This window comes from Pseudomonas sp. 2VD (assembly GCF_005503585.1).
GTDB classification, from domain to species: Bacteria; Pseudomonadota; Gammaproteobacteria; order Pseudomonadales; family Pseudomonadaceae; genus Pseudomonas; species Pseudomonas aeruginosa.
In genome coordinates, this window is the sequence record NZ_SCND01000047.1 from 1 (window position 1) to 25,644 (window position 25,644).

The window sequence follows — 25,644 nt, forward strand, 5'->3', positions numbered from 1 at the left end:
GAGCAGGGTAGCGCCGACCTGCAAGACCAACCCCAGGGCATTGGCCAGGCTCGGCGAGCGTGCGAGTACGCCGGCTTCGGGCCAGAACGCCAGCCATACCGCGACGAAGGCGAGCACCAGGTCGTACCAGGCGCCGCTGACCCCGCCCGGGCGGTAGCCGCGAACGAAAACGATGAAGGCGCTGAAGGCCAGGGCCAGCAGCAGGGTGCCGAAGGCCTGGCTGAGGGTATCGGGTCCGGACATGGTGGGTACTCCTCAGGGCGCCAGGCGCAGGCACTGGCGCTTGTGCAGGCCGAGACGGACTTCGTCGAGCAGCGCTTCGGCGCAGGCGAACACCCTGGCGGCCTCCACTTCCGCGACGTCGCCGGCGCGGCTGAAATCGTCGATGCGCAGGCCGGCGGGAAGGCTCGGGACCTCCACCAGCGTCCAGTCCAGGCCGCTGACCGTGAGGCTGCGCTCGAGCCCGGCACCCAGTTGCTCCTCGCCGGCGTCGCGCGGCGCCACCAGCCATTGCCAATGGCCAAGCAGAAACAGGCGCGGTACCTCGGCGCGCAGGGCGCCATCGATCAGCGCGGCGCAGATCGGCGGCAAGGCTTCGGCGGCGTAGTCGGACAACGGCGCGAACAGCAGGTCGAGACCGGCCGCCGCCTGGCTGACCTCGATCGACGACGCCAGGCTGGCTGGCTTGCAGCGCAGCCCGGGGCGCGCCTGCAGGCTGTTGAGGTCGGCTTGCAAGGCGCTGACTTCGATCTGCCGCTGCAAGGCGGCGGCGATCAGCGCCTGGCTCAGGCTGTCGTGGGGATGGAATATCCCCAGCTTCAGGGTTGCGGTTTCCAGATTGCGCATGGGAACTCCGGGGTCGGTGCGGTGGAAAGGAGATGTCCCTACCTGCATATCGAAAGCCATACTCCGGACAAGGTTCCGGCGAATGGAATTCGCCGGCCGCGCCGGGGTCTTCCGAAAGGTCGGCCAAGTTCCTGGGGCGAGCCAGCGAGCGGCCGGAAGACGTTCTTCGTACTACCTTGCTGGGTGTGCCTTGCAGCCCGGGTCGAGCAGCCGACGAGTGAACACGTCCATGAAAACCACAAGAAAACCGAAAGTCCCCTTGAACCAGGCCACGCGCAACCGCCTGCTCGACGAAGCGGTCGACGACTACGCGATCCACACCCTGGACAGCGCTGGCCGTATCGCCAGCTGGAGCGCCGGCGCGGCGCGCCTGTTCGGCCACGACGCGAGCGAGATCCTCGGCCGCGACTACGCCTGCTTTCATACCCGCAAGGACCGCGACGCCGGCGTTCCGCAACAGGCGCTGCGCCAGGCGGATGCCGAGGGCCGCTTCGAGACCGAGGGCTGGCGGGTGCGCAGCAACGGCAAGCGCTTCTGGGCGCAGGTGGTGATCGACGCCATCCGCGACAGCCAGGGCCAGTTGCTCGGCTTCGCCCAGCTGATCCACGACCTCAGCGAAGGGCGCGCAGCCAAGGAGGCGCTGCGGCGCAGCCAGGAGCAGTTCCGCCTGCTGGTGCAGAGCGTTACCGACTACGCCATCTACATGCTCGACCACCGCGGGCGGATCACCAACTGGAACCTCGGCGCCCAGCGGATCAAGGGCTACCTGCCGGAAGAGGTGATCGGCCGGCACTTCTCCTGCTTCTACACCCCCGAAGACCGCGAGGCCGGCGAGCCGGCCCGCGGCCTGGCCGCCGCCGAACGCGAAGGGCGTTTCGAGAAGGAAGGCTGGCGGGTGCGCAAGGACGGCAGTCGCTTCTGGGCCAACGTGGTGATCGATCCGATCCGCGACAGCGATGGCCGGCTGATCGGCTTCGCCAAGGTAACCCGTGACATCACCCACCGGATCGAAGCCGAACGCGAACTGGAACGGGCCCGCCAGGAGCTGTTCCAGGCCCAGAAGATGGAGTCCCTGGGGCACCTCACCGGCGGCGTGGCCCACGACTTCAACAACCTGCTGACGGTAATCATCGGCAGCCTCGGGCTGCTGAAGAAACGCCTGCCCGGCGACCAGCGCACCGCCGACCTCTTGCAGAACGCCCTGGAGGCCGCCCAGCGCGGCGCCAACCTGACCCAGCGGATGCTTTCCTTCGCCCGCAAGCAACGTCTCGATCCGCAGCCCTGCGCGATCCCCGACCTGTTGCGCGGGATGACCGACCTGCTGATCCATTCCCTGGGACCGAGCGTATCGATCGAGACGCGCTTTCCCCTGGATCTCGACCTCGGCCTGACCGACGCCAACCAGCTCGAACTGTCCATCATCAACCTTGCCACCAACGCCCGCGACGCCATGCCCAACGGCGGGCGCATCGTCTTTTCCGCGAGCAACCAGCGGGTGCCGGCGGACAATCCCCATCGCCTCGCACCGGGCAACTATATCTGCCTGAGCATCAGCGACACCGGCAGCGGCATGGACGAGGAAACCCTGCGCCGTGCGGTGGAACCCTTCTACACCACCAAGGGAATTGGGCGTGGCACCGGGCTGGGCCTGTCGATCGTCGACGGCCTCGCCGAGCAGCTCGGCGGCCGGCTCACCCTGGAGAGCCAGCCGGGCGTCGGCACCACCGCGAACATCTGGATACCCGCCGTCCCGCGAACCCCGGAAAGAGCCCGTACGGGCAATGGCGCGACGCCGCAGCCGCCCAGCGAAAGCGAGCGGGTGCGCTTGTCCTGTCGAGTACTGGTGGTGGACGACGACCCGCTGGTGTTGAACAACACCGCGGCGATGCTGGAGGACCTCGGTTGCTCGGTACTCAAGGCCGACTCCGGCAGCCTGGCCCTGGAGATTCTCACGGCGACGCCGGAGCTGGACATCCTCCTGACCGACCAGGCGATGCCACGGATGAACGGCAGCCAGTTGGTGGAGCGGGTCATGGCCCAGGGCCGGCCGCTGAAGATGGCCCTGGCCACCGGCTTCGCGGAAAAGATCGAAGGCGCGGCGGCACAGTTGCCCAAGCTGGCCAAGCCGTTCGGCCAGGAAGAGTTGTACCTTTTCCTGACCGGCACGCGGAAGGCCGGCTGAGCCTCAGCGCAGGTACTCGCCGCTGCCGGCCAGGCTTTGCCCCCAGAACTCGATGAAGATGAAGGCGGTGGTCAGCAGGGTCAGGAAGCCGACGCCGAGGATGCAGAAGGCGTAGAACAATGTCTGCCGCTCCTGCATGCGCATGAACAGCGGCAGGCCGGTGAACAGCAGGCGTACCGAGTAGGCGCAGGCAGCCGCCGCGGCCAGCAGCAGGAGGATCCGCCAGGGCACCAGGGCGACGATCCCGGCGAGCATCAAGGGCACGGCGATCGCCGTGGTGAAGGTCAGGCTGCCCGGTACGCTGGGGCGCGACGGCGTGCGGAACAGCACCCAGCGTACGAATAAGCCCATGATCACCACGCCGGCGACGAAGCCCAGGTAACACATCGTCGCCAGCAGCAGTGCGCTGCCGCTGGAGAGGTGTTGCACGCTGTCGTTGCCCGGCAGCGACCAGCCGACCTGGGTAGTGCCGATGAACAGGCAGGCCGCCGGCAGCAGCGGCAATAGCAACAGCGGAACGAGGAAGGCGAAAGGGTGATGGTCGTAGTCCTGGCGCAGACGAGGCCAGGCATTGGAGGGACTGATCAGTAGCCGAGCCATTTCGCGGGTCATGACGGGCACCTCTTTTCTGTGGCGTTCAGGAGTCTGGACCGGCACGGCGCGAGGGGGTTCAGGTGGCGTGCCGGGCGGTCCGCGACCGCCCATCCAGGGACTTGAACCGGAAGACGCGGGGAGCGCCGAAAGACAAACGTCCCTGTCTTCCGGAGGAGCCATGACCACCTACGAAATCCAGCACATGCGCGGCTGGCGGCGTTTCGCCCGCACCGTGCGCGCCGCCAGCCGGGCCGAGGCGGAACGCCTGTGCCTGCCCTGGGAGTGGGTGGATGACGAGGTCCTCGCGGTGATTCCGGCCGAGGCCGAGGTGGCCGAGCGCTGGCAGCGCCTGAACGAGGATCTGGTGGGGAGCCTGGAAGGCCTGGAGCGCCTCAGGCGGGACGAGTGACCCGCAGGCCGACCACGGCGATCCGCTCGGCTTCGCGGTAGGCGGGGCTGTCCAACTCTTCGGCGAACACGTCCGGGTCCAGTTCCTGGTAGTCCCAGTTCCACTCCCGAGACGCCAGGCGTTCGCGGATGCGGGCGAGGAACGGATCGCCGCCTTCGACCATCGCCACGCCGGTATACAGCAGCAGGCTGCCGCCGGCTTCCAGGCGCTCGAGGGCGGCATCGACGATTGCCAGCGAGAGCCCGGCGCCGAGCATCCCGCCACCATGCCGGTAGGCGCGCTCCGAGGCATCCAGGAGATAGGGCGGGTTGGCCACGATCAGGTCGAAGCGACCGGGCGCCTGGCTCAGCAGGTCGCTACGCGCCAGGGTCAGGTTACCGACCCCCGCCAGCGCCGCGTTGACCCGCGCCAGGTCGAGCGCCGCCGGATTGATATCCAGCCCGTGTACTTCGGCGTCCGGGCAGGCCATGGCGATGCGGATCGCGCCGGGGCCGGCGCCGCAGCCGATATCCGCCGCACGGCGGATGCGTGCCGGATCGGACGATGCCAGGTGGCTGCGGATCAGCCGGTCGAAGCGGTAGGTGTCGGGGCCGAAGAACACCGCGTCGGCGGCCAGGGTAGGGAAGGCCGAATGGACGAACAGTTGCTCGCCGAGGCTGGAGACGCGCACCTGGCTGCGCCAGCCGTCCGCCTCGCGGCGGATCAGGTCGGCGCCGGCAAGAAGGGTCAGCCAGTCGGCCGGCAGGCTTTCCCCGGCGAATGCCCGGCTCCAGCCGAAGATGCCGGCCAGGTCCCGGGCCATGCGGTTTTCCGGGCGGGCGTTGACGCGCTCATGGGTAGCCGGGGTGACGGTGACGAAACGGTAGTCCTGGCCTCGCAACCAGTTGCCGAGGCTGACCAGGACGTCCAGGCGCGGATCATTCAGGCTGGGCATGGGCGGCCCTCCAGCGCTGGCTGAACATCCGCGTGGCAAGGAGACCGGCGGGTCCGTGGTGGCGGTGCGGGGCCATCAGTTCGAGAAGGCGTGCGACGCCCTGCTCGGGGGATAGCCGCAGCAGCTCGCGCCGCAGCGCGACCTGCTCGGCATCCACGTCTCCGCCCGCCGTCGCCGGCTCCGCCAGCGGCGCAAGCGGGTCCCTGTCCGCCGGAGCGGGGGCTTGCCAGTCGCCAGCGATCCAGTCGTACAGCAACTGCTGCTCGTAGGGAGTGAAGACTCCGAACATTGCCGCCCGGTCGCCCTCGATCAGGTTCCAGAAGCGGCTGCCGCGCGGATCGGCATGGCGCCGGATCCAGCCCTCTTCCTCCAGGCAGGCGAGAAACGCCGGGAACCGCCCGGGCACCGCCAGCCACTGGTTCACCGTGCGCCCGCCGATCCGGCAACGATCCGAATGCATACCGGCGGCGTAGGGGCGCTTGCGCTCGAACATGGCCAGCAATTCTTCCTCGAGATCGAAGCCGTCGATTACCTGCGTAGTGCTCAGGCCGACCTCGTTCAGGCGGTAGCCGTTCCTCACCCGTTCGAGGAAGGCCGCGCGCCCGCCAAGCTGCGGCAGGTTGTCGTAGAGCGCGCGCAGGGCCTTGCGCGCATGCCCGCTGGCGGCGTTGTCGATGGTCACGTGCAACTGGAAGTAGTAGGGGTCGAAGCCCAGCTCGCGCAGCTCCTGAGTGGTGATCAACAGGTGCAGCGGCGGTTGCTCGTAGCCGAGGTTGTAGCCGATCACTTCGGGCAGGTAGTCCGCGGCGAGGTGGCCGAGGGCGAGTTGCTGGGTGCCCTGCAGGTAGTGGAGATCGCTGAGGCCTTCGACTTCCTCGCTGCCGATGCTGGCCAGCAGGCGCCGGTAGAGCAGGACGTGGTTGCGTGCCGGGACGCCGTCGCCGAGTTCTTCGAGGAAGGTCTCCAGCAGCGGCCGCAGGCGTTCCTCGCCATGATGCGGCAACAGCCCGTAGAGCCAGGCGCCGTCGACCAGCTTGGTCGGGGCCACGCTGCGAATGAAGTGCATCGCCTGGGAGGGAACCTGGAAGTAGCGTCGCCCTTCGCCGCGCCGCCGTGCCCGGAGGTATTCGGCATGCGCCTCGGCGGTGCGCCGGGCCCCGGCGTCGAGCCAGGCCGGCCAATCGGCGGGGTCCTCCGGCAGGTCGTCGTCATGGGTGGCGGCCAGGCTCAATTGCTGGTCGAGGAACTCGCCGGCGGCTTCGAGGTGCTCGCGGGGCTCGTCGAGCAGGGCGTGGTACAGGTCGCGGACCCTGGGCGAAGGGCTTGCACTGGAGGCAGGGAGGGGCGAAGACAGGCTCATGTCGCGTTCCTTGTCGTGGGTTTGCGGGGGCGGCCGGGGCGACCACACATATGGGTGCGAGTGACACCAGGGGAAAAAGGTTTCACTGGCAGGATCGGCGGCGCGCCGGGGAACCTCACGGCGGAAAAAACGAACCTCGACGGCACTCCGGCGTCTTCCCGAGACAATCCCCGGGAGCTGCGCCGATGACCCACGACCTGGCCGCCAGCGGCCTTCGCTTCGGCATCGAGGAAGAATTCTTCCTGCTCGATGCCTCCGACCTGGACATCGTCCGCTCCGCCCCCGCCGGATTCGTCGCGGCCTGCCGTGACACGCTCGGCGAGCATTTCGCCGAGGAGATGTTCGAATGCCAGGTCGAGGTGGCCAGCCCGGTGTTCTCCACCCTGGCCGAGGCCGCGCGCTTCCACGGTCAGGCCCGGCAACGCCTGGCGCATCTGGCCATGGACTTCGGCCTGCGCTCGCTCTGCGTCGGCACCCATCCCTTCGCCGACTGGCGGCGGGCGCGAAGCAACCCGGCGGCGCACTTCGCCCGCCTGTTCGAGGACCAGGGGCGGGTGGCCCGGCGCAGCCTGGTCTGCGGCCTGCACGTGCATGTGGAGATACCGCCGAGCCACGACCGCATGGCTGTGCTCCAGCGCGTGTTGCCGTGGCTGCCGCTGCTGCTGGCGTTGAGCGCATCCTCGCCGTTCCGCGGCGGCCGGCGCAGCGGCCTGGCGAGCTATCGACGGGCACTCTGCGGCGAGTGGCCGAGGATGAACATTCCTCCTGCCTTGCCCGACGAGGACGCCTATCGCCGCCACCTGGCGCTGCTGCGCGAGACCGGCTGCATCCGCGAGGATGGCCAGGTCTGGTGGATGATCCGGCCGTCATCCCATGTGCCGACCCTGGAGCTGCGTATCTGCGACGCCTGCCCGCGCCTGGCCGACGCGCTGAGCCTGGCCGGGCTGTTCAGGGCGCTGGTGGGCGAAGCGCTGGGCGCGGACCCGCGTGCGTTGCCGGTCGCGCGCGACGCCTGCCTGGAGGAAAACTACTGGCAGGCGCTGCGTTACGGTTGCGCCGGCCGCTATCTCGTCGAAGGCCGCTGCGTAGGTGCCGGGGACTGGCTGGAAATGGCCTGGCGACAGTGCCGGCCGCAGGCCCGCCAGGGCAACGAATGGGCCTACCAGCATGCCCGTGGATTGCTCGGAGAGACCTCCGCCAGTCGCCAGTTGCGGCGCTACCAGACATTGCGCGCAGCGGGCCAGGAACGGCACGTGGCGCTGCGCCGGCTGGTGGAAGAACTGCTGGAGGAGAATCTCCAGCCGGCCTTGGCCGGTCCGGCCGGCAAGCGCGCCCACGAAGGCGGCCGGTCATTCCGTCCGGCCGCTGGAGCGCCGATGTCAATCCGCGGTCAGGAGTAGGGAGAACGTCACAGGGGGTTCGCCACCATGAGCTTTTCCCGATTCGCCCAACGCCTGTCCAACTGGAGCGGCCGGCCGCCGACCTTCGTCATCGCCCTCGGATTGATCCTGGCATGGGCGATCAGCGGGCCGTTCTTCGACTTCAACGATACCTGGCAACTGGTGATCAATACCTCGACCACCATCGTTACCTTCCTCATGGTCTTCCTCATCCAGAACACCCAGAACCGCGATACCGATGCGCTGCACATCAAGATCGACGAACTGCTGCGCAGCACCCGGCGCGCCCACAACGCGTTGCTCGGACTCGACGACCTGGACGCCGACACCTTGCGCGAACTGCGTGAGCGCTACCAGCGGATGGGTGAGCGGGATGGAGATACGCCGCAGGGCGTAGCCAGCGAAGAAGCCCGCGAATGCGCCTGCGAGGAACGACAGCGCGACGCCTGAAGCCTCCCTGCGTAAGGCAGCCGCGTGCTCATCGTGCCTGGTTCCTGGCCGGCACTGCCATTCGTCGCGCCGATGGCTCGCGGCGCAGGCGCGACAATCCTCTGTAGGGAAACCCGTGCAGACCGTCGAGGAACCGATACGGAAAGAGAGGCGAGCATGTCCAAGCAGCACATCATCCATTTCACCGGGCCGATCAATTCGTCCACCTGCGGCAATCTGATCAACACTTGCGCCAAGGTCCTGCAACAGGAGGCCGAGGAGTTGCGGATCAACATCGCCACCATGGGCGGGGAATGCAGCTACGGCTTTACCCTGTACAACTTCCTGCGCGCGCTGCCGGTGCCGATACATACCCACAACCTGGGTACCGTCGAGTCGATGGGCAACATCCTGTTCCTCGCCGGCGAGCGACGCAGCGCCAGTGCCCACAGCAAGTTCCTGTTCCATCCTTTCCACTGGACCCTGCATGGCGCGGTGGACCATGCGCGGATGGCGGAATATGCGATGAGCCTCGACTACGACCTGGAGCTTTACGCCCGGATCGTCGCCGAGAACACCCGTGATGCGCCGGAACGCCTGGACATCCCGAGCTACCTGATGGCCTATCCGCGCATCCTCGGTCCGGAAGACGCCCTGGCTTGCGGACTGATCCATACGGTGGACGATTCGCCTATACCCGCTTCCGCCTGCCAGTGGAGTATCCATTCCTAGCTTCCCCGCGCCGCCCAGCATATTCCGGCAAGCGGAAGGCCTTGGACAGGCGGCAGGATGCCCATGCCGCCGGGGAAAGCGGGCTTTGCCAACGACCTTCGCGCATCAGACCTTACGTTGGAAAAAGTCGAGCGCCTCCTGGAAGCTGGGCCGCAGCGGCACGTTCCAGTCGGGATGGGCGGTGAAGTGATAGCCGTTGCCCTTGATGCACTCGACCAGCAAGGAAAAGCTCTTCCGATCCGCCACCACGCAGACCTCGTCGAAGCGAACGGACTCTTCTCCGAGCCGATGCTCCATGGCCCGGGGAAGGTAGAAGGTGGCCGGGAAGTTGTCACCCATATGGGAGCCTGGGTTGCCCGCATCGTCGCTGTGGTGAAACATCTCCCTGTGCTCCCCCCGGCCCAGGCAGTCATTGAGGGCGTCCACCAGCTGCCGCGTGCGCGGAGTGATGTTTCCCCTGGCCATATCCTCCCTGCCATAGAATCCGTCCTCGCTCAGGGGATCCTTTGCACCGAGGGGGTGTATCTGACCGCGGTATTCCTTCTTGCATCGAGACCACCACTGCCATGCGCCTCGATCGAGGGCGCTACCAGGAAGAGGTCATAATCGGCGGTCATCGCCAGCCCGCAAGCCGGGCTGGCCAGTACCTGCACCGCTTCCGACCGCCCCAGGCGGCTGATCCTGTAGAGACCGTCCGGCTCCTGGCGGGCCTCGAACTCATAGCGTTTGCCGCTGGGGCCCTGCGCGGTCAGGAGGCGAACCGGCCCGACACCGTCTGCCACCAGGCCGAAATTCCGCACCAGCTCCGCAAGGCGTTGCTGAGAGATCCGCAGGTCGGTCTGGGTATAGGCTCCGCCATCCATTCCCTTCGCCACAGCCAGGTTCAGTTTGCGTATTTCCGCCGTGTCGCGGTTTTCCCGCTTGCTGAGATGCTGGTCGACACAGATGAACCCCGCCTGCGGACCCCAGTTCGAGCTTTTCCCCTTCACCGAGAAGCCCTTGGTCGGGAAACCCTCTTCGATCAGCGTAGTGACGATTCTTTCAACCGGGCGAATGCCAAAGACGGTATTCGTCTGCCTGGCCACCGCCTGCATGCGCAAGGCATGTTCCACGGGAACCCCCACCCCCTGCGCATCGAACAGGTCCTGTAGAGCCCGTGCCTGCATATCCGCAGGGCGCTGTAGCGGTCCGGGCTGTGCCGTTGCGTTAGAAACCACCTGACGATGACCGTCGATACGCATGGTTCGTTTTCCCGCATATGCCAAAGAAGGAGTCGAGAATAAGAATCCGGGCAGCGGCGAGATATCAGAAAACGCGGACAAATTTTTTGTTTGCCGCACGCTGCCCGCGCGAGCGCTAGGTAGATGACTGCGACGCCGGGAAGAAACTTCGAACTCCCCACATGCGGGCGATTCACAAGCAGGGAGAGCCGCGCCGAAAACGGCGCGCCGGAAGAAGGAGACAGAACGATGAAAGTCCGTGAAATCATGAGTCGCGAAGTACGTACCGTCACCCCCCAGACCACCCTCGGCGAGGCGGCGCTGCTGATGCGCCAGGCCGATATCGGCGCCTTGCTGGTCAACGAGGGCGAGCGCCTGACCGGCGTGGTCACCGACCGCGACCTGGCGGTGCGCGGCCTCGCCGATGGACTCGGAGCCGACCGCCCGGTGCGCGAGGTGATGAGCGGGGAACTGCGCTACTGCTTCGAGGACGAGGAAGTGGACCATGTGGCGAAGAACATGGCGCAACTGGAGAAGCGCCGCTTGCCGGTAATGGATCGCAACAAGCGCCTGGTAGGCATCGTCTCGCTAGCCAACATCGCGACCTGCAACGCCGACAAGCTCAGCGCCAACCTCTTGCGCGGCGTGGCCCGCGCGCACTGAGTCGGACATGACGGAACGACGGGTGGTGGCGATCTGCGGCGGCAGCGCCGGGGTCGGGCGAGCGATACACCGGTGACGGCCAGAGGGCGTCGCCGCCAAGGCGGTGCAGGTGGTCCAGGCGCGCGACCAGGCCGGGCAGGTCGCCGTCGCTGTCGGTGAACGAACGCGGGTAGACCTGATAGATCACCGCGCGTTTCCACCAGGGCGGCTGGAAGGATTGCAGCATGGGGCCTCCACGGGTGAGCCGGCTTTGCTGCTTGGCACCCTGGGGTAGGCGCGGGTTCGACTTTTCCGCGCGAACACCTGCACCCCACCTACCAGAATTGGCAGGGGAAGATACCCACCTGTCATGGATCAATGTCCGCGCCCGGCCCGACTCCTAGTGTCGCCGGCTCCCGACTCTCTCTCACGGATGAAAGGGCAATGCACCTTCTTGAACGTCAACACGATATCCAGCCCCTCTCGCGGGCAGACATGACCATCCACCTCAATGGCCAGCCCGTCGCGGCGGCTGCCGGTGAGACCGTGCTCAACGTGCTCAATGCCGTGGGCCTGCGCCGGCTCGCGCGCAACGACCATGGCCAGGCCAGCGGCGCCTTCTGCGGCATGGGCGTATGCCACTGCTGCCTGGTCGCCATCGACGGCCGGCCCAAGCGCCGCGCCTGCCAGACCGTCGTCCGGCCGGGCATGCGGGTGGAAACCGAAAGCAACCGCTTCGACCGGGAGGAACGGCCATGAACCTGCGCCCGGTGATCGTCGGCGGCGGCTCGGCCGGCATGGCCGCAGCCATCGAGCTGGCCAGGCGCGGGGTCCCCTGCGTCCTCTTCGACGAGGCCTCGCGTCCCGGCGGGGTGGTCTATCGCGGCCCCTTGCGGGCCGGCGTCGATCCGGCCTACCTCGGCGCGCGCTACACCCGGATGCTGGAAAAACTGCGGCGCGATTTCTCCGCCTGCGCCGGGCACATCGACCTGCGCCTGAACAGCCGCGTGGTCGGCGGCGACGGCCAGCGCCTGATGGTCCTCGACGAGGCGGAACGGCTGCACGAGGTGGAGTATTCGCACCTGCTCCTGGCCACCGGCTGCCATGAGCGCAGCGTGCCGTTCCCCGGCTGGACCCTGCCCGGGGTGATGCTCCTCGGCGGCCTGCAATTGCAGATCAAGAGCGGCGTGGTGAAGCCCCTGGGCGATACCCTGATCGCCGGCAGCGGCCCGCTGCTGCCACTGGTGGCCTGCCAGCTGCATGCGGCCGGGGTACGTGTCGCCGGGGTCTACGAGGCCTGCGCGTTCGGCCGCATGGCCAGGGAAAGCCTGGCGCTGCTGAACAAGCCGCAACTGTTCCTCGACGGCCTGAGCATGCTCGGCTATCTCAAGCTCAACGGCATTCCGCTGCACTATGGCTGGGGCGTGGTGGAGGCCAGCGGCGAGGGAGAACTGACGGAAGTGACGGTAGCGCCCTACGACGAAGAGTGGCGGCCCGACCTGGAAAACGCGCGACCGGTGAAGGCCAGCACCCTGGCGGTCGGCTATGGCTTCATCCCGCGCACCCAGCTCAGCCAGCAGTTGGGCCTGGAGCACGGCTTCAGCGACGACGGATACCTGCGCGCGGAATGCAACGTCTGGCAGCAGAGCAGCCAACCGCACATCCACCTGGCCGGCGACATGGCGGGTATCCGCGGCGGCGAGGCGGCGATGATCGGCGGGCGCATCGCGGCCTTGTCGATCCTCCTGCAACGCGAGGCGATCGCGCCCGCCGAGGCCATCGAACGCCGAGAATCCCATCTCGCCCGCCTGGAGGCGATCAAGCGCTTCCGCGCCGGAGTCGAGCGCTACACCCAGCGCGGCGCCCGCCAGGTCGAACTGGCGCGGGCCGATACGGTGATCTGCCGCTGCGAACAGGTCACCCGTGGCGACATCGAGCGCGCGCTCGAACAGGGCGTGCAGGACATCGCCGGGCTGAAGATGCGCACCCGCGCCGGCATGGGCGACTGCCAGGGGCGGATGTGCATCGGCTACTGCAGCGATCGCCTGCGCCGCGCCACCGGACGCCACGACGTCGGCTGGCTGCGGCCGCGTTTCCCGATCGATCCGATCCCGTTTTCCGCATTCCAGAACCTCGGTACGGAAGCCTGAACATGAACAGAACCTATGACATCGTGATTGCCGGCGGCGGCGTGATCGGCGCGTCCTGCGCCTACCAACTGTCCAGGCGCGGCAACCTGCGCATCGCCGTGGTCGACGACAAGCGACCGGGCAACGCCACCCGCGCCTCGGCCGGCGGCCTCTGGGCCATCGGCGAATCGGTGGGGCTGGGCTGCGGGGTGATCTTCTTCCGCATGATGTCCTCCCGCAACCGGCGCGAGGCCCAGGGCGCGGCGGTGGCGGTGGACGCGAGCACGCCGCACATCCTGCCGCCGGCGTTCTTCGACCTCGCCCTGCAATCCAACGCGCTGTACCCGGAACTGCACCGAGAACTGATCGAACGCCACGGGATGGACTTCAAGTTCGAGCGCACCGGCCTGAAATACGTGATCCAGGACGACGAGGATCGCCAGTACGCCGAGCACATCGTGGCGCAGATCCCGCATCTGGCCGAGCAGGTACGCTGGCTGGACCGCGAGGAACTGCGTCGTGCCGAGCCGGCGGTCAGCCACGCGGCCCACGGCGCGCTGGAATTCCTCTGCGACCACCAGGTCAGCCCGTTCCGCCTGGCCGACGCCTACCTGGAGGCGGCGCGCCAGAACGGCGTCGAGCTGTTGCTGGGAACCAACGTCATCGGCGTGCTGCGCCAGGGCCGGCGGATCAGCGGGGTGCGCACGGACAATGCCGGGGTGCTGCATTGCCGGACCCTGATCAACGCCGCCGGCGCCTGGGCCGCCGAACTCAGCGAGCTGGCCACCGGCCGGCGCATCCCGGTGAAGCCGGTGAAGGGCCAGATCGTCCTCACCGAGCGCATGCCGCGACTGCTGAACGGTTGCCTGACCACCAGCGACTGCTACATGGCGCAGAAGGACAACGGCGAGATACTGATCGGCAGCACCACCGAGGACAAGGGCTTCGACGTCAGCAACACCTTCCCGGAAATCGCCGGCCTGGTGCAGGGCGCGGTGCGTTGCGTGCCGGAACTGCAACAGGTCAACCTCAAGCGCACCTGGGCCGGCCTGCGCCCGGGCTCGCCGGACGAACTGCCGATTCTCGGTCCGGTGGCGGAGGTGGAGGGTTACCTGAACGCCTGCGGGCATTTCCGCACCGGCATCCTCACCTCGGCGATCACCGGGGTGCTGCTCGACCGGCTGGTCCACGAAGAGACGCTGCCGCTGGACATCGCGCCGTTCCTCGCCGCGCGCTTCCAGCCGGAGCCTGCCGCCGTGGCGGTCGCGGCCTGCTAGGTCCGCGAGGGGTAAATCCGCGGAGCGGGGCGGGCGCCGGTCCGGCGTCCGTTCCGCACGGTTCCCGACAGCGGCGCAGTTGCCGTCGGCGCTATACTCATGGCTTCGAATTATTTCTAGACGACTGGTCTAATTCAAGCTACCGTGCGTCCATGAAACCCAGCTACGACGACACCCGCCAGCATCTGCTCGATACCGGATACCGGATCATGGCGGTCAAAGGCTTCTCCGGCGTCGGCCTCAACGAAATCCTGCAGACCGCGGGCGTTCCCAAGGGCTCGTTCTATCATTACTTCAAATCCAAGGAACAGTTCGGCCAGGCCCTGCTGGAGGACTACTTCCGCGTCTACCTGGCGGACATGGACCAGCGCTTCGCCGCGCCAGGGCTGAATGCCCGCGAACGGCTGATGAGCTACTGGCAGAAGTGGCTGGACAACGCCTGCCCGCCCTGCGACGAGCAGCGCTGCCTGGTGGTCAAGCTCAGCGCCGAGGTCGCGGACCTTTCGGAAAGCATGCGCATCACCCTGCGCGACGGCTCCGACGGGATCATCGAACGCCTGGTCGGCTGCCTCGGGCAGGGCCGCGACGACGGCTCCCTCGCGCCCTGCGATGCCCGGCACATGGCCAGCGCGCTGTACCAGTTGTGGCTCGGCGCGAGCCTGCTGAGCAAGCTGCACCGCAGCTCGGGACCGCTGGAAACAGCCATGCAGACCACCCGCAGCCTGCTGGAAATCTGAGGTTCCGCCAGGAAATACCCGCCCCGCAAGAGGCGGGTATTTTTTCGGCCTGTTAGTAGTCGACTGGTCTAATTTATACCGCGCACGGTATGAACCGTTCGCCACATGCGTCAGACAGAGGAGTCTGGATATGTCCCAATCCACGCAGGTCAACCGCCGCATCGTCCTCGCCTCGCGCCCCCACGGCGCCCCGACCCGGGATAACTTCCGCATCGAGCAGGTTCCGCTTCCTGAGCCCGGCGCGGGCCAGGTGCTGCTGCGCACCGTCTACCTGTCGCTCGATCCCTACATGCGCGGACGGATGAGCGACGCGCCGTCCTACGCGCCGCCGGTGGAACTCGGCGCGGTCATGGTCGGCGGCACGGTCAGCCGGGTGGAAGCCTCGAACCATCCCGGGTTCAAGGTCGGCGACTGGGTACTCTCGGCCAACGGCTGGCAGGACTACGCGCTTTCCGACGGCAGCGGCCTGGCGCGCCTGGGCGAGTCGCCGGAGCATCCGTCCTACGCCCTGGGCCTGCTCGGCATGCCCGGCTTCACCGCCTACATGGGCCTGCTCGACATCGGCAAGCCCCAGGCCGGCGAGACCCTGGTGGTGGGCGCCGCCACCGGGCCGGTCGGCGCCACCGTCGGACAGATCGGCAAGCTCAAGGGCTGCCGGGTGGTCGGCGTCGCCGGCGGTGCGGAAAAATGCCGCCACGCCGTGCAGGTGCTCGGCTTCGATGCCTGCCTCGACCACCATGCCGCGGACTTCGCCGAACGACTGGCCGAGGCCTGCCCGGACGGCATCGACATCTATTACGAGAACGTCGGCGGCAAGGTCTTCGACGCCGTCTTTCCGCTGCTCAACGCCAAGGCCCGGATCCCGGTCTGCGGTATCGTCGCCCACTACAACGACACCGACCTGCCGCCCGGGCCGGACCGCTTGCCGGCGCTGATGGGCACGATCCTGCGCAAGCGCATCAAGGTGCAGGGCTTCATCATCTTCGACGACTACGGCCATCGCTACGATGAATTCCAGCGCGACATGTCGAAGTGGTTCGCCGACGGCCTCATCCACTACCGCGAAGAGCGGGTCGACGGCCTGGAGAATGCCCCCGAGGCCTTCTTCGGCCTGCTCCAGGGACGCAATTTCGGCAAGCTGGTGGTGCGCGTCGGAGCCGACGCATGAACCAGGCGATCCGCGTGGTAGCGCTGTTGCAGGCGCGCGAGGGCAGGGCGGCGGAGGTCGAGCGGCTGCTGCTGGCCTGCGTGCAGCCGTCGCGGGCCGAGGACGGCTGTCTGTCCTACGTCCTGCACCGGAGCCTCGACGAGGCCGGGCGCTTCGTCTTCGTCGAACGCTGGGCCGACCGCGACGCCATCGAGCGGCACCGACGGATGCCGCACTACAGGGCGATGGCCGATGCCGTCGCCGATCTCCTGGCGGACCGCCAGGTGTTCCTTCTCGAGGAACTGCCAGCGGCCAGCCTGTCTCCGGTAGATCCGGAACCTACAAGACCCCACGAGGAGTGAAACGGATGAAAGTCGGATTTCTGGGCCTGGGCGGCATGGGCGCCGCCATGGCCACCCGCTTGGTGCAGGCGGGGCTCGAAGTGACGCTGTGGAACCGTTCCGCGGCGGCCTGCGAGCCGCTGGTGGCGCTGGGCGCGACCAGGGCGGAGGAGGTCGGCGAGCTGTTCGGCCTCGACGTGGTCATCAGCATGCTGGCGGACGACCAGGCGATTCGCGCCGTGCTGCTCGACAGCGGTGCGCTCGAACGGGCGAGGCCGGGTCTTATCCACCTGAGCATGTCGACCCTGTCGCTCGATTGCGTCGAGGCGCTCGACCAGGCACACCAGCGCCAGGGCATCGCGTTCGTCGCCGCGCCGGTGTTCGGCCGCACCGACGTGGCCGAGGCCGGCAAGCTGAACATCGTCGTCGGCGGTCCGGAGGAAGCCATCGAGCAAGTCAAGGCACTGCTGGAAATTATGGGACAGAAGACATGGTTTTTCGGAAAAGACCCGCGCAGCGCAATGGCGGTGAAGATCTCTGGTAACTTCATGATCGCCAGCGCCATCGAAAGCATGGGCGAAAGCGTCGCCCTGGTGAAGCGCCTGGGCGTCGAGCCCGGCCGGTTCATGGAACTCATGTCCTCGACGCTTTTCGATGCGCCTGTCTATCGCAACTACGGCCCGCAGATCGTCGAGCAGCGTTTCACCCCGGCCAGGTTCCGCCTGGTCCTCGGGTTGAAGGACGTCGACCTGGCGCTGTCCGCCGGCAAGCGCCACAACGTGCCGCTGCCGCTGGCCAGCCTGTTGCACGACGTGTTGCTCGAAGCCATCGCCCATGGCGACGGGGAATCGGACTGGACGGCGCTGGCGAAGGTAGCGTTGTCACGATCGGGACAAATCTGAAAAGGTTCTGCGCACGGCCCGACAGGGCCCGTGAAGCTGTTCGGCAATCTGGCGTGCTTTCCATGAACTCTTTTGACGGGAAGAAGGTATGTCCGAGCGTGAAACGGCTGCCGCGGGCCGGATCAACTGGCGGCGGATCCTGCCGATACTGCTCACCACGTCGTTGGTGGGCGGTGTCTGCGGGATCTTCGTGATCAACGAACTGGATCGCCAGCACGACGGGGCGCACCTGGCGTCCTACACCGAAATGGCCCTGGAGCGGGCGCTGGAGATTTCCTCCGCGGCCGAGCAGATGCTCCACGAGTTGAACGCCGGCGGCCCCGCGGCCTGCAGCGACCAGGACCTGGAGGCGCTGCGCTCCATCGTGCTCGAATCGCGCTTCATGAGCGACGTCGGCCGGGTCAGCGGCAATCGCATCGTCTGTACCGGCGTCCGCGGCCGGCTACGATCGCCGTGGGGGCTGGCTGCGCCCGACCGGATCGACGCCAGAGGCACCCGCTTCTGGTCGGAGGGCATGCCCTTGCCCCTGCAGATGCTGCCTTCCGGCCTGGTCGGGCGCGGCAACGCCATCCTCTTCATCGCCCCGCATGCCTACTTCGATGTCGACCACCCGGACCCGGGCATCTCGGCGGCGGCCGTCAGCCGCGGCGGCGACTACATCTACCACCGTTTCGCCTGGGACGACGACCAGCCCCTCGAGGCGCTCGGCCGGCCCGGCTGGCCGCGCTTCATCGGCGCCCGGCAGATAAGCCTGTGCGACCCGACGCAGGACATCTGCGTGGTCTCCCTTCTCCGTGAACGCGGCCTGCTTGGCACCGAGCCCGGACGCGCGGCCATGGCCGCGGCGATCGGCGGCGGGCTGTTGTTCGGCGTCATGCTGCTGCTCAGCTACCTGTTCGGCTTCCTCAACGACGAAAAACTGCCGGCCAGGCTGCTGCGCGCGTTGAAGCGCGAGGCCCTGGAGGTGCACTACCAGCCCATCGTGCGCCTGGCCAGCGGCCGCTGCGCCGGGGTCGAGGCCCTGGCGCGCTGGACCGATAGCAGCCTGGGGCGGGTTTCCCCGGATGTCTTCATCGGCGCCCTGGAGGAGAGCGGCGACATCGAACTGCTGACCCGTTTCGTCTTCCGCCGCGCCCTGAAGCAGCTCGGGCCGTTGCTGAGGGAGCAGCGGAGCTTCTACGTCAGTGTCAACGTCACCGGCAAGGACATCGCCGACCCCGGTTTCATCGATTTCGCCATGCGCCAGATGGCCAGGGAAAGCGTGCGCCCGGAACAGGTCGCGCTGGAACTGACCGAGCGCACCACCGAGGCCCAGGGCTGCCTGCTGGCCGGGATGAACCGCCTGCGCGAACTCGGCCTGAAGATCTACGTGGACGATTTCGGCACCGGCCATTCGAACCTGGTCTACCTGGCCAACCTGCCGGTCGACGCGATCAAGATCGACAAGGTCTTCACCCAGTCCATCGGCGACAGCAGCGCCGTCGAACTGATCTTCGACAAGCTCTGCTCGATGGCCGAGCACCTGGAGATCGGCGTGGTCGTCGAAGGGATCGAGACACAGGCCCAGGCCGACCACGTGCTGCGCCGCTCGCCCGAGGCCCTCGGCCAGGGCTGGCATTTCGGCAAGGCACTGCCGCTGGAGGCCTTCCTCGGCTACTACCGGAACCAGCCGACGGGCCGCTAGGGCGGGCCTTTCGCAGGGACGTCGCGCTGCGCTAGCATCGGCCGTCCATACCGGACGCGGCCTGGACGGCCGCACTCCGGATCGCACGGATCGGCCGGAAACGGCCGCGATCACCACAGGCCGCCATGCACGCATTCCCCTTCACCCTGGACAACCGACTCGCCGAAGCCCTGCCGCTATGGCGCAACCTGGCCCGCACCGACCGGGCGCCGCGAAGGAACATCGACCTCGCCGACTGGAAAGCCGACTGGCGCGAACTGATCGCCGCGCTCGACAGGTTTTCCCGGAGCCACGGCTATCGCCAGCCATTCGCCGCGCAAGGGCACGCAGCCCTGGAAAACGCCTGGGCCTGGGGCCAGGCCGCGGAAAACGCCAGCACGCTGCTGCTCAAGGCCATCGACCGGGGCCTGGCCGGCGCCGAACTGCGTTCCATCTACCTGGAGACCGCCGCGCTGTGGCTGGACTACAGCCGGCTGCTCGGCGCCGCCCGCGACAGCCTGCGCGAGCAGGGCGAGGTCGACTTCGAGACGGCGCCGGCCCTGGCGCCGCGCACCGGCCAGTACCCGTTCGCGCTGCAACTGCTCGCCATGGGCGTGCTGCTCGACGCCCAGGAGCTCATCCCGGCGCTGGTCGAGGAGGTCCTGCAGTTCGATACCGACCGCCTGCTCGACTATCTCGGCGCGGCCGCCCTCGGCCTGACTTCCGCCAGCGAGGAAACCTTCCATCCACGGCCGTTCGGGCAGTTGCGGGCGTTCTTCGAAGAGGCGGACGGCAGCGACGCCCAGGCGCTGGCGCCTTACCTGCAAAGCCAGTACCGGGAGTTCTTCCAGCTTTCCCCCAAGGCACAGAAGAAGACCCGCCGCCTGACCGGCCCCTACGCCTGGGGCTGGTGGGCCATGGAGGTGTCGGCGCTGGGCGTGCTCTACGGCTGGGACGATGGCGTCCTGCGCGCCTCGCCGCATTACCTCGGCGACCTGGTCGATTACGCGCGGGCGCGCGGCGACGCCTGAGCCACCGGCCGCCGCTCAGGCCCGCCGGCGGCGGGCGAGGAACGCGGCGGCCAGGTCGAGGCTGGTGCAGAGCAGGAAGTAGAGCAGGGCGACGAACAGGAAGATCTCCGTCGGGTGGACCATCACCCGGTTGCTCACCTGGGTGGCGACGAAGGACAGTTCGCCGACGCCGATCACGTAGGCCAGGGAAGTGTCCTTGATCAGCGACACCCACTGGTTGAGGAAGGATGGCAGCATCACCGGCAGCGCCTGCGGCAGGATCACCAGGCGCAATACCTGCCACGGCCGCAGTCCGAGCGCGCGGGCGGCCGCCCACTGCCCGGCGGGGAGGCTGTGGATGCCGGCGTACACCGAGTGGGCGAGGTAGGCGCCGCCGATCAGCGACAGCGCGCAGACCACGGTGGCCAGCGCCGGTACGTCGACGTGGAAGACGATCGGCAGCAGGAAGTAGGTCCAGAAGATCAGCATCAGCACCGGGATCGCGCGGAAGAAGCCGAGCAACGTCACCAGCAGCAGGCGCGGCTTGCCGGGCAGCACCGCGAGGGCCACGCCGAGGACCAGGCCGAGCACCGCCGAAGCCAGCCCGGAGAGCGACGCCAGCAGCAGGGTCAGCGCCGCTCCGCCGAGCGGGCCGTCCGGGTAGGCGCCGAGCAGCAGGTAGGACAGGTTGTCCGAGATGACCGAGAAATCCATCTCAGGCACCTCCCTGGCGGTAGCGGCGGGTCTGCTGCAACGCCTGGCCGAAGGCTTCGATCAGGGCGATGGCGCCGATGTAGAGGAGGGTGGCGATGCCGAAGGCCTGGAAGGTCTTGAAGGTCTCGGTTTCCACCTGGCGCGAAGCGTAGGACAGCTCGGCCAGGCCGATGGCCATCGCCAGCGAGGAGTTCTTCAGCGCATTCATGTACTGCCCGAGCAGCGGCGGCAGGGCCGTGCGCAGGGCCTGCGGCAGCACCACCACGCGCCATACCTGGCGCTGGGTCAGCCCCAGGGCGAGGCCGGCGGCGCGCTGCTCGGGGCGTACCGAGGCGATGCCGGCGCGGAACTCCTCGGCGACGAAAGCCGAGGTATAGAGGGTCAGCCCCCAGGCACCGGCGAGGAACTCGAAGGACGGCCAGTCGAGCAAGGGCGTCTCGTGCGGCGTGTTCAGCCAGCTCACCAGCGCTTCCGGCAGCAGCGCGGGAACGCCGAAGTACCAGAAGAACAGCTGCACCAGCAGCGGGGTATTGCGGAACAGCGCCAGGTAGGCGCGCGCCGGCCAGGACAGCAGGCGCCGGCGCGACAGCCGGGCGATGGCCAGGGGGGCGCCAATCAGGGTGGCAAGCAGGCAACTGAGCAGGGCAAGGCCGAGGGTCAGCAGGAAGCCGTCGAGCAACCAGCGCAGGTACTGCGGGGCGAGAAGTTCGCCGAACATGTGCGGGATTCCGTCGGGTAAAACGAAAAACGCGCCTCAGCGAAGTGAGGCGCGCGGGTCGTGCGGGCGAAGCGGGCCGCTCAGCTCTTGTCGCCGATCTTGTACAGGCGCGCCAGCGGGGTCTTGGTCTGCGGACCGAACCAGGTGTCGTAGATCTTCTGCGCCTGGCCGCCCTGCTCCAGCTCGCGCAGGCTCTTGTCGACGAACTCGGTCAGGGCCTTCTCGCCCTTGGGAATACCGACGCCGATCAGGTCGTTGGAAATGGTGAAGGGCGGCACTTCGTACTTGTCGCGGTCGGGCACGTTGGCCAGCAGGCCGATCAGCTTCGGACCGTCCTGGGTGATGGCCTGGACCTGGCCGTTGCGCAGGGCGGTGAAAGCGAAGGGCGTGTCGTCGTAGGCGATGACCTTGGCGCCGGGGAACTTCTCGCGCAGCACGCCTTCGTTGACCGTGCCCTTGTCCACGCCGACCCGCCACTTGTTGAGGACTTCCGGCGAGGTCAGGGTGCCTTTCTTGACGATGAACTGCTGGCCGGAGGAGAAGTAGGGGATGCTGAAGTCCACCTGCTGCGCACGCTCCGGGGTGATGGTGAAGTTGGCCAGGACCAGGTCGACCTTGTTCGCCGTCAGCAGCGGGATGCGGTTGGCCGGGTTGGTCGGCAGCACTTGCAGCCGGACGCCCAGCTTGTCGGCCAGGGCCTTGGCATAGTCGACGTCGAGGCCTTCGATCTGCTTGCTCTTGGCGTCGACGAAGCCGAACGGCGGGTTGCTGTCGAAGGACGCGACGCGCAATACGCCGGCCTTGCGGATGTCCTCCAGGCGGTCGGCCTGGGCCAGGCCGGAGATCAGGGCGAGGGCGAGGGCGGTGATGGCGGGGAGTTTCTTCATGAAAGTTCCAGCTCCTTGTCGGCCGCGATCGACGATCAGGGCCTTGCAATGTGGGGCGGACATTCCGGATGGGAATGCCGCCATGTCGGCGCGGGGGTATCCCGTGGCGAAGGGAGTTTGGCAGGGGCCAAGGGTCGGGAGAAAAGAATGAATCGATCTATCTTATTTCCAGACGAAATAAGAGGTATGAAAACAAGGATTCAAGGAAATAAAAAACGATAGCGTAACGCCATGATCCGCAGGGCTTCCGCGTCGGGGGTTCGTCGTCGAGAAGGAGGGCCGGGGCCCGGCGGCCCCGTCAGCGGCTGTCCCGGCAGTCGATCACGCTGGCGTTGGTGATGATGTCTCGGCTGTCGGTGTACAGGGTGATGCTGCAGAAATAGTCGAGGATGGTCTCGTTCTCGTAGTAGCCGGTCTTGCGATAGACCGCCTCGCTACTCACCGGCGCCATGCCGGCGACCCCCTGGCCACCGACGCCGACCCAGGTCTCGCGCTGGCCGACGTACTCGGTGCCGGTCTGTATGAAGACCTTGTCCGGCCCCATGTGGGTCCGCACGCGGTTCCAGGCGTAGAAGCCGCCGCTACCGTAGGACGAAGGGCCGAGGCCCTGGTCGGGCTTGCCGAACAGTTCGAAGGCCTTGCCGGCGGGCTGGCCGATGAGCTTCTGCGCGGCGACCTTGACCTCGTTGTCGCGATTCCCCGACTGACCGAGGGAGGCGCAGGCGCTGAGGCCGAGGACGAGCAGGGCGAGACCGAAGGGCTTGATCGAGGGCATGGCATTCACTCCGTTGAAATGCCCGAGGATGTTAGAGGTCCAGCCGGCTCGCGGCTATTAGCTCATTTGTGCTAGTGCCGCTCACTTCGCCAGGTGCCGCGCCTGTTCGGCATGTACGCTGGCCATGAAGGTCTGCATGGCCGAGGAGTGGACCCGGTTGCGTCGGGTGATCAGGCCGTAGGGCGGCAGGCGCGGCTCCAGCTGGATCGGCAGGATCGCCAGCAGGTGCTTGCCCGGGTAGTCCTCGATCACCGAGCGTGGAGTGATGCCGATCATGTCGGTCTGTTGCAGCAGGGAGAGCAGGGTCATGATCGAGGTGGTCTCGACGATACTGCTCGGCAGGTCGATGCGCGCATTGTGGAAGGCCTGGTTGACGATCCCGCGCATCGGGCTGGGGTGCTGCTGCAACACCCAGGTCAGCTCCTGCAACTCGCCCCAGTCCAGCTTGCGTGCCTGCGACAACGGGTTCTGCGCGCCGACCACCACGCAGAGTTCTTCCTCGCCGAGGCTGTCGAACACCAGGTCGTCGGTGCGCGCGCCGCTGGGGATGCGTCCGAGCACCACGTCCAGCTGGTCCTGTTGCAGGGCCTGGACCAGCACGTCGCTGGTGTCCACCTGGATGCTCATCGACAGCCGTGGATGACTCTGCTTCAGGGTGGCGATGGTGCGCGTCAGCAGGCTCGAGGCCAGCGCCGGGATCGCTCCGACGGTGACCCGGCCGAGGTTGCCGGATTCCAGGGCAACCAGTTCCTCGCGCATCCCGGACAGCTCGGCGAAGATCATCCGCGAGTAATAGATCAGCGTCTCGCCGAAAGGCGTCGCGCGCATGCCGCGCGGCAAGCGCTCGAACAACTCGACGCCGAGCAGGTCTTCGGCCTCATGGAGCATCTTGGTCGCCGCCGGCTGGGTCATGCCGATCTCGTCGGCGGCGCGGCGCAGCGAGCCGAGTTCCTCCAGGGCCAGCATCAGGCGCAACTGGCGCAGGCGCAGGCGGCTGTGGATGATGCTGGCGTCGGGAATCCGGGACATGGCGTATCTCGCTGGCGGCGGGGAGACCCAGGGTGACAAGAAATCCACCCCGCCGCCAGACGCAGGCTCAGGCGGCATGCCGGAGACTCCGCCGGCCACGCCGGAACAGCGCCCCGGCGCACCGCGCCAGCAACGGCCAGAGCAGCATCGCCAGCGCCGCGCCGGTCAGGCTGGCCACCAGCGGGTTGGACCAGAACACCGAGAGTTGCCCGTCGGAGAACAGCATCGACTGGCGGAACGCGTCCTCGGCCTTGTCGCCGAGCACCGCGGCGAGCACCAGCGGGGCGATGGGGTAGCCGAGTTTCTTGAACAGGTAGCCGAGCGCGCCGAACAGCAGCATCAGGACCACGTCGAGCATGGCATTGTGCACCGAGTAGGCCCCGATGGCGCAGACCATGACGATGATCGGCGCGACGATGGCGAACGGAATCCGCAGGATCGAGGCGAACAGCGGTACGGTCGCCAGTACCACGATCAGGCTGACCACGTTGCCCAGGTACATGCTGGCGATCAGGCCCCAGACGAAGTCGTGTTGTTCGACGAACAGCGTCGGCCCGGGATGCAGCCCCCAGATCATCAGGCCACCGAGCATCACCGCGGCGGTCGCCGAGCCGGGGATGCCGAGCGTCAGCATCGGCAGCAGGGCGCTGGTGCCGGCGCTATGGTCGGCAGTCTCCGGAGCGATCACGCCTTCCACCTCGCCCTTGCCGAAGTTCTCGCGGTTCTTCGAGAAGCGCCGCGCCAGGCTGTAGCTCATGAACGAGGCTGCGGTGGGGCCGCCCGGAGTGACGCCCATCCAGCAGCCGACCAGCGCGCTGCGCAGCCAGGTCAGCCAGTAGCGCGGCAGCTTGGCCCAGGTACGCAGGATCACCATCGGCGTGATGCGTGCGCGCTCGCCGCGAAACACCAGGCCTTCCTCCACCGTGCAGAGGATCTCGCCGATGCCGAACAGGCCGATCACCGCCACCTCGAAACTCAGCCCGGAAAGCAGCCAGGGCTGGTCGAAGGTCAGGCGCAGGTCGCCGGACACGGTATCCATGCCCACGGCGGCCATGGCGAAGCCGATGGTCATCGCCACCAGGGTCTTCAATGGCGGGTTGCGGCTCATGCCGATGAAGGTGCAGAACGCCAGCAGGTAGACGGCGAAGAACTCGGGCGAGCTGAACGCCAGGGCGAAGCGAGCGATATGGGTGGACAGGAAGGTCAGCAGCAGCACGCCGACCAGCGCCCCGAGGAGCGCCGAGGTGAAGGCGGCGGTCAGCGCTTCGCCGGCCTGGCCGTTGCGCGCCATCGGGTAGCCGTCGAAGGTGGTGGCCACCGACGAGGGCTCGCCGGGGATGTTGAACAGGATCGAGGTGATCGAGCCGCCGAACAACGCGCCCCAGTACATGCAGGAAAGCAGGATGATCGCCGACACCGGCGACATGCTGAAGGTCAGCGGCAGCAGCAGCGCCACCCCGTTCGGCGCACCGAGGCCCGGCAGCACGCCGACCAGGATGCCGAGCAGCACGCCGATCACCATCAGGCCGAGGTGATGGGCGCTGAGGACCAGGCTCATGCCCTGCAT

The 25,644-nt window shown here is 67.5% G+C and carries 27 protein-coding genes and 1 pseudogene; 15 read left to right on the forward strand and 13 right to left on the reverse strand.

What is annotated here, in order from left to right; translation table 11 throughout:
• On the reverse strand, positions 1–243 hold a 243-nt coding region (locus tag FFS27_RS07970), incomplete at its 3' end, for a hypothetical protein (protein ID WP_137951966.1).
• Between the two features lie 12 nt (positions 244–255).
• Positions 256–846, reverse strand: coding sequence for a hypothetical protein (locus FFS27_RS07975; protein WP_003088985.1), 591 nt, complete (start codon positions 844–846; stop codon positions 256–258).
• 229 nt (positions 847–1,075) lie between these two features.
• On the opposite strand from FFS27_RS07975, the gene FFS27_RS07980 reads away from it, so the two are divergent.
• The gene (locus FFS27_RS07980; protein WP_335926899.1) at positions 1,076–3,028 is read left to right on the forward strand and encodes a hybrid sensor histidine kinase/response regulator; all 1,953 of its coding nucleotides are present in this window, start codon (positions 1,076–1,078) and stop codon (positions 3,026–3,028) included.
• 3 nt (positions 3,029–3,031) lie between these two features.
• Here FFS27_RS07980 and FFS27_RS07985 read toward each other — a convergent pair whose 3' ends face one another.
• Positions 3,032–3,640 carry a Yip1 family protein gene (locus tag FFS27_RS07985; RefSeq protein WP_003088991.1) on the reverse strand — a complete coding sequence of 203 codons (609 nt, stop codon included), beginning with the start codon at positions 3,638–3,640 and terminating at the stop codon, positions 3,032–3,034.
• A 160-nt stretch (positions 3,641–3,800) separates the two neighbouring features.
• Between FFS27_RS07985 and FFS27_RS07990 the strand changes: the two genes are divergently transcribed.
• Positions 3,801–4,031, forward strand: a complete 231-nt coding sequence (locus tag FFS27_RS07990) for a hypothetical protein (RefSeq protein WP_003088994.1) — start codon at positions 3,801–3,803, stop codon at positions 4,029–4,031.
• Here the strand turns inward: FFS27_RS07990 and FFS27_RS07995 are convergent.
• Together FFS27_RS07995 and FFS27_RS08000 are read right to left on the reverse strand one after the other, a co-directional pair.
• Positions 4,015–4,965 carry a methyltransferase gene (locus FFS27_RS07995; RefSeq protein WP_003088997.1) on the reverse strand — a complete coding sequence of 317 codons (951 nt, stop codon included), beginning with the start codon at positions 4,963–4,965 and terminating at the stop codon, positions 4,015–4,017. The two genes, FFS27_RS07990 and FFS27_RS07995, sit on opposite strands and share 17 nt — an antisense overlap.
• A complete protein-coding gene (locus FFS27_RS08000; protein WP_003089000.1) occupies positions 4,949–6,325 on the reverse strand; it encodes an iron-containing redox enzyme family protein in 1,377 nt (458 codons plus the stop codon). Before FFS27_RS08000 ends, FFS27_RS07995 begins: the two co-directional genes overlap by 17 nt.
• A gap of 185 nt (positions 6,326–6,510) precedes the next feature.
• On the opposite strand from FFS27_RS08000, the gene FFS27_RS08010 reads away from it, so the two are divergent.
• The 3 genes from FFS27_RS08010 to FFS27_RS08020 all read left to right on the forward strand — a co-directional run bounded on the left by FFS27_RS08010 (position 6,511) and on the right by FFS27_RS08020 (position 8,886).
• Positions 6,511–7,725, forward strand: a complete 1,215-nt coding sequence (locus FFS27_RS08010) for a carboxylate-amine ligase (RefSeq protein WP_003089007.1) — start codon at positions 6,511–6,513, stop codon at positions 7,723–7,725.
• A gap of 27 nt (positions 7,726–7,752) precedes the next feature.
• Positions 7,753–8,175 (forward strand): low affinity iron permease family protein, encoded by a 423-nt coding sequence (locus FFS27_RS08015; RefSeq protein WP_003089012.1) that lies wholly within the window; start codon positions 7,753–7,755, stop codon positions 8,173–8,175.
• Positions 8,176–8,331: 156 nt separating this feature from the next.
• Positions 8,332–8,886 (forward strand): ClpP family protease, encoded by a 555-nt coding sequence (locus FFS27_RS08020; RefSeq protein WP_003089015.1) that lies wholly within the window; start codon positions 8,332–8,334, stop codon positions 8,884–8,886.
• A gap of 105 nt (positions 8,887–8,991) precedes the next feature.
• Here the strand turns inward: FFS27_RS08020 and exoY are convergent.
• Positions 8,992–10,127: pseudogene (gene exoY / locus FFS27_RS08025) on the reverse strand (type III secretion system adenylate cyclase effector ExoY).
• A 228-nt stretch (positions 10,128–10,355) separates the two neighbouring features.
• Between exoY and FFS27_RS08030 the strand changes: the two are divergent.
• A complete protein-coding gene (locus tag FFS27_RS08030) occupies positions 10,356–10,769 on the forward strand; it encodes a CBS domain-containing protein (RefSeq protein WP_003089022.1) in 414 nt (137 codons plus the stop codon).
• Here the strand turns inward: FFS27_RS08030 and FFS27_RS33985 are convergent.
• Entirely contained in the window at positions 10,729–10,995 is a 267-nt protein-coding gene (locus FFS27_RS33985; RefSeq protein ID WP_003089023.1) for an alpha-amylase family glycosyl hydrolase, read from the reverse strand. The genes FFS27_RS08030 and FFS27_RS33985 overlap by 41 nt on opposite strands.
• A 197-nt stretch (positions 10,996–11,192) precedes the next feature.
• On the opposite strand from FFS27_RS33985, the gene hcnA reads away from it, so the two are divergent.
• From hcnA to FFS27_RS08080, 9 genes are all read left to right on the forward strand, one after another.
• Positions 11,193–11,507, forward strand: coding sequence for a cyanide-forming glycine dehydrogenase subunit HcnA (gene hcnA / locus FFS27_RS08040; RefSeq protein WP_003089025.1), 315 nt, complete (start codon positions 11,193–11,195; stop codon positions 11,505–11,507).
• Positions 11,504–12,898, forward strand: a complete 1,395-nt coding sequence (gene hcnB / locus FFS27_RS08045) for a cyanide-forming glycine dehydrogenase subunit HcnB (protein WP_003089027.1) — start codon at positions 11,504–11,506, stop codon at positions 12,896–12,898. The genes hcnA and hcnB overlap by 4 nt, the downstream gene beginning before the upstream one ends.
• A 2-nt stretch (positions 12,899–12,900) precedes the next feature.
• Positions 12,901–14,154 (forward strand): cyanide-forming glycine dehydrogenase subunit HcnC, encoded by a 1,254-nt coding sequence (gene hcnC / locus FFS27_RS08050; RefSeq protein WP_003089029.1) that lies wholly within the window; start codon positions 12,901–12,903, stop codon positions 14,152–14,154.
• A 152-nt stretch (positions 14,155–14,306) separates the two neighbouring features.
• Positions 14,307–14,891, forward strand: coding sequence for a TetR/AcrR family transcriptional regulator (locus tag FFS27_RS08055; RefSeq protein WP_021264748.1), 585 nt, complete (start codon positions 14,307–14,309; stop codon positions 14,889–14,891).
• Positions 14,892–15,021: 130 nt separating this feature from the next.
• A complete protein-coding gene (locus FFS27_RS08060) occupies positions 15,022–16,059 on the forward strand; it encodes an NADP-dependent oxidoreductase (protein WP_003089033.1) in 1,038 nt (345 codons plus the stop codon).
• Complete coding sequence (locus FFS27_RS08065; protein ID WP_003089035.1) at positions 16,056–16,400, forward strand: putative quinol monooxygenase; 345 nt, start codon at positions 16,056–16,058, stop codon at positions 16,398–16,400. Before FFS27_RS08060 ends, FFS27_RS08065 begins: the two co-directional genes overlap by 4 nt.
• A 5-nt stretch (positions 16,401–16,405) precedes the next feature.
• Complete coding sequence (locus FFS27_RS08070) at positions 16,406–17,281, forward strand: NAD(P)-dependent oxidoreductase (protein WP_003089038.1); 876 nt, start codon at positions 16,406–16,408, stop codon at positions 17,279–17,281.
• A gap of 88 nt (positions 17,282–17,369) precedes the next feature.
• Positions 17,370–18,965 carry an EAL domain-containing protein gene (locus FFS27_RS08075; protein ID WP_021264749.1) on the forward strand — a complete coding sequence of 532 codons (1,596 nt, stop codon included), beginning with the start codon at positions 17,370–17,372 and terminating at the stop codon, positions 18,963–18,965.
• Positions 18,966–19,090: 125 nt separating this feature from the next.
• Positions 19,091–19,975, forward strand: coding sequence for a DUF1911 domain-containing protein (locus tag FFS27_RS08080; protein ID WP_003132094.1), 885 nt, complete (start codon positions 19,091–19,093; stop codon positions 19,973–19,975).
• 15 nt (positions 19,976–19,990) lie between these two features.
• On the opposite strand, the gene FFS27_RS08085 is transcribed toward FFS27_RS08080, so the two are convergent.
• The 6 genes from FFS27_RS08085 to FFS27_RS08110 all read right to left on the reverse strand — a co-directional run.
• Positions 19,991–20,668 carry an amino acid ABC transporter permease gene (locus tag FFS27_RS08085; protein WP_003089043.1) on the reverse strand — a complete coding sequence of 226 codons (678 nt, stop codon included), beginning with the start codon at positions 20,666–20,668 and terminating at the stop codon, positions 19,991–19,993.
• 1 nt (position 20,669) lies between these two features.
• Complete coding sequence (locus tag FFS27_RS08090; protein WP_003089046.1) at positions 20,670–21,386, reverse strand: amino acid ABC transporter permease; 717 nt, start codon at positions 21,384–21,386, stop codon at positions 20,670–20,672.
• An 80-nt stretch (positions 21,387–21,466) separates the two neighbouring features.
• A complete protein-coding gene (locus FFS27_RS08095) occupies positions 21,467–22,273 on the reverse strand; it encodes an ABC transporter substrate-binding protein (RefSeq protein WP_021264752.1) in 807 nt (268 codons plus the stop codon).
• Between the two features lie 298 nt (positions 22,274–22,571).
• Positions 22,572–23,048, reverse strand: coding sequence for a hypothetical protein (locus tag FFS27_RS08100; RefSeq protein ID WP_003089049.1), 477 nt, complete (start codon positions 23,046–23,048; stop codon positions 22,572–22,574).
• Between the two features lie 81 nt (positions 23,049–23,129).
• Positions 23,130–24,077, reverse strand: coding sequence for a LysR family transcriptional regulator (locus tag FFS27_RS08105; protein WP_003089050.1), 948 nt, complete (start codon positions 24,075–24,077; stop codon positions 23,130–23,132).
• Between the two features lie 67 nt (positions 24,078–24,144).
• Positions 24,145–25,644 (reverse strand): tripartite tricarboxylate transporter permease (locus tag FFS27_RS08110; protein ID WP_137951968.1); only part of this gene is annotated, 1,500 nt, incomplete at its 5' end.

Bases quoted from the DNA above. Each gene is read 5' to 3' on its own strand.
- FFS27_RS08100 (WP_003089049.1), bottom strand. From the start codon at position 23,048: ATGCCCTCGATCAAGCCCTTCGGTCTCGCCCTGCTCGTCCTCGGCCTC.
- FFS27_RS08030 (WP_003089022.1), top strand. From the start codon at position 10,356: ATGAAAGTCCGTGAAATCATGAGTCGCGAAGTACGTACCGTCACCCCC.
- FFS27_RS08060 (WP_003089033.1), top strand. From the start codon at position 15,022: ATGTCCCAATCCACGCAGGTCAACCGCCGCATCGTCCTCGCCTCGCGC.
- FFS27_RS08065 (WP_003089035.1), top strand. From the start codon at position 16,056: ATGAACCAGGCGATCCGCGTGGTAGCGCTGTTGCAGGCGCGCGAGGGC.
- FFS27_RS08020 (WP_003089015.1), top strand. From the start codon at position 8,332: ATGTCCAAGCAGCACATCATCCATTTCACCGGGCCGATCAATTCGTCC.
- FFS27_RS08080 (WP_003132094.1), top strand. From the start codon at position 19,091: ATGCACGCATTCCCCTTCACCCTGGACAACCGACTCGCCGAAGCCCTG.
- FFS27_RS07995 (WP_003088997.1), bottom strand. From the start codon at position 4,965: ATGCCCAGCCTGAATGATCCGCGCCTGGACGTCCTGGTCAGCCTCGGC.
- FFS27_RS08075 (WP_021264749.1), top strand. From the start codon at position 17,370: ATGTCCGAGCGTGAAACGGCTGCCGCGGGCCGGATCAACTGGCGGCGG.
- FFS27_RS07980 (WP_335926899.1), top strand. From the start codon at position 1,076: ATGAAAACCACAAGAAAACCGAAAGTCCCCTTGAACCAGGCCACGCGC.
- FFS27_RS07975 (WP_003088985.1), bottom strand. From the start codon at position 846: ATGCGCAATCTGGAAACCGCAACCCTGAAGCTGGGGATATTCCATCCC.
- hcnB (WP_003089027.1), top strand. From the start codon at position 11,504: ATGAACCTGCGCCCGGTGATCGTCGGCGGCGGCTCGGCCGGCATGGCC.
- hcnA (WP_003089025.1), top strand. From the start codon at position 11,193: ATGCACCTTCTTGAACGTCAACACGATATCCAGCCCCTCTCGCGGGCA.
- FFS27_RS07985 (WP_003088991.1), bottom strand. From the start codon at position 3,640: ATGACCCGCGAAATGGCTCGGCTACTGATCAGTCCCTCCAATGCCTGG.
- FFS27_RS08055 (WP_021264748.1), top strand. From the start codon at position 14,307: ATGAAACCCAGCTACGACGACACCCGCCAGCATCTGCTCGATACCGGA.
- FFS27_RS07990 (WP_003088994.1), top strand. From the start codon at position 3,801: ATGACCACCTACGAAATCCAGCACATGCGCGGCTGGCGGCGTTTCGCC.
- FFS27_RS08105 (WP_003089050.1), bottom strand. From the start codon at position 24,077: ATGTCCCGGATTCCCGACGCCAGCATCATCCACAGCCGCCTGCGCCTG.
- FFS27_RS08085 (WP_003089043.1), bottom strand. From the start codon at position 20,668: ATGGATTTCTCGGTCATCTCGGACAACCTGTCCTACCTGCTGCTCGGC.
- FFS27_RS08010 (WP_003089007.1), top strand. From the start codon at position 6,511: ATGACCCACGACCTGGCCGCCAGCGGCCTTCGCTTCGGCATCGAGGAA.
- FFS27_RS33985 (WP_003089023.1), bottom strand. From the start codon at position 10,995: ATGCTGCAATCCTTCCAGCCGCCCTGGTGGAAACGCGCGGTGATCTAT.
- FFS27_RS08070 (WP_003089038.1), top strand. From the start codon at position 16,406: ATGAAAGTCGGATTTCTGGGCCTGGGCGGCATGGGCGCCGCCATGGCC.
- FFS27_RS08015 (WP_003089012.1), top strand. From the start codon at position 7,753: ATGAGCTTTTCCCGATTCGCCCAACGCCTGTCCAACTGGAGCGGCCGG.
- FFS27_RS08090 (WP_003089046.1), bottom strand. From the start codon at position 21,386: ATGTTCGGCGAACTTCTCGCCCCGCAGTACCTGCGCTGGTTGCTCGAC.
- FFS27_RS08000 (WP_003089000.1), bottom strand. From the start codon at position 6,325: ATGAGCCTGTCTTCGCCCCTCCCTGCCTCCAGTGCAAGCCCTTCGCCC.
- hcnC (WP_003089029.1), top strand. From the start codon at position 12,901: ATGAACAGAACCTATGACATCGTGATTGCCGGCGGCGGCGTGATCGGC.
- FFS27_RS08095 (WP_021264752.1), bottom strand. From the start codon at position 22,273: ATGAAGAAACTCCCCGCCATCACCGCCCTCGCCCTCGCCCTGATCTCC.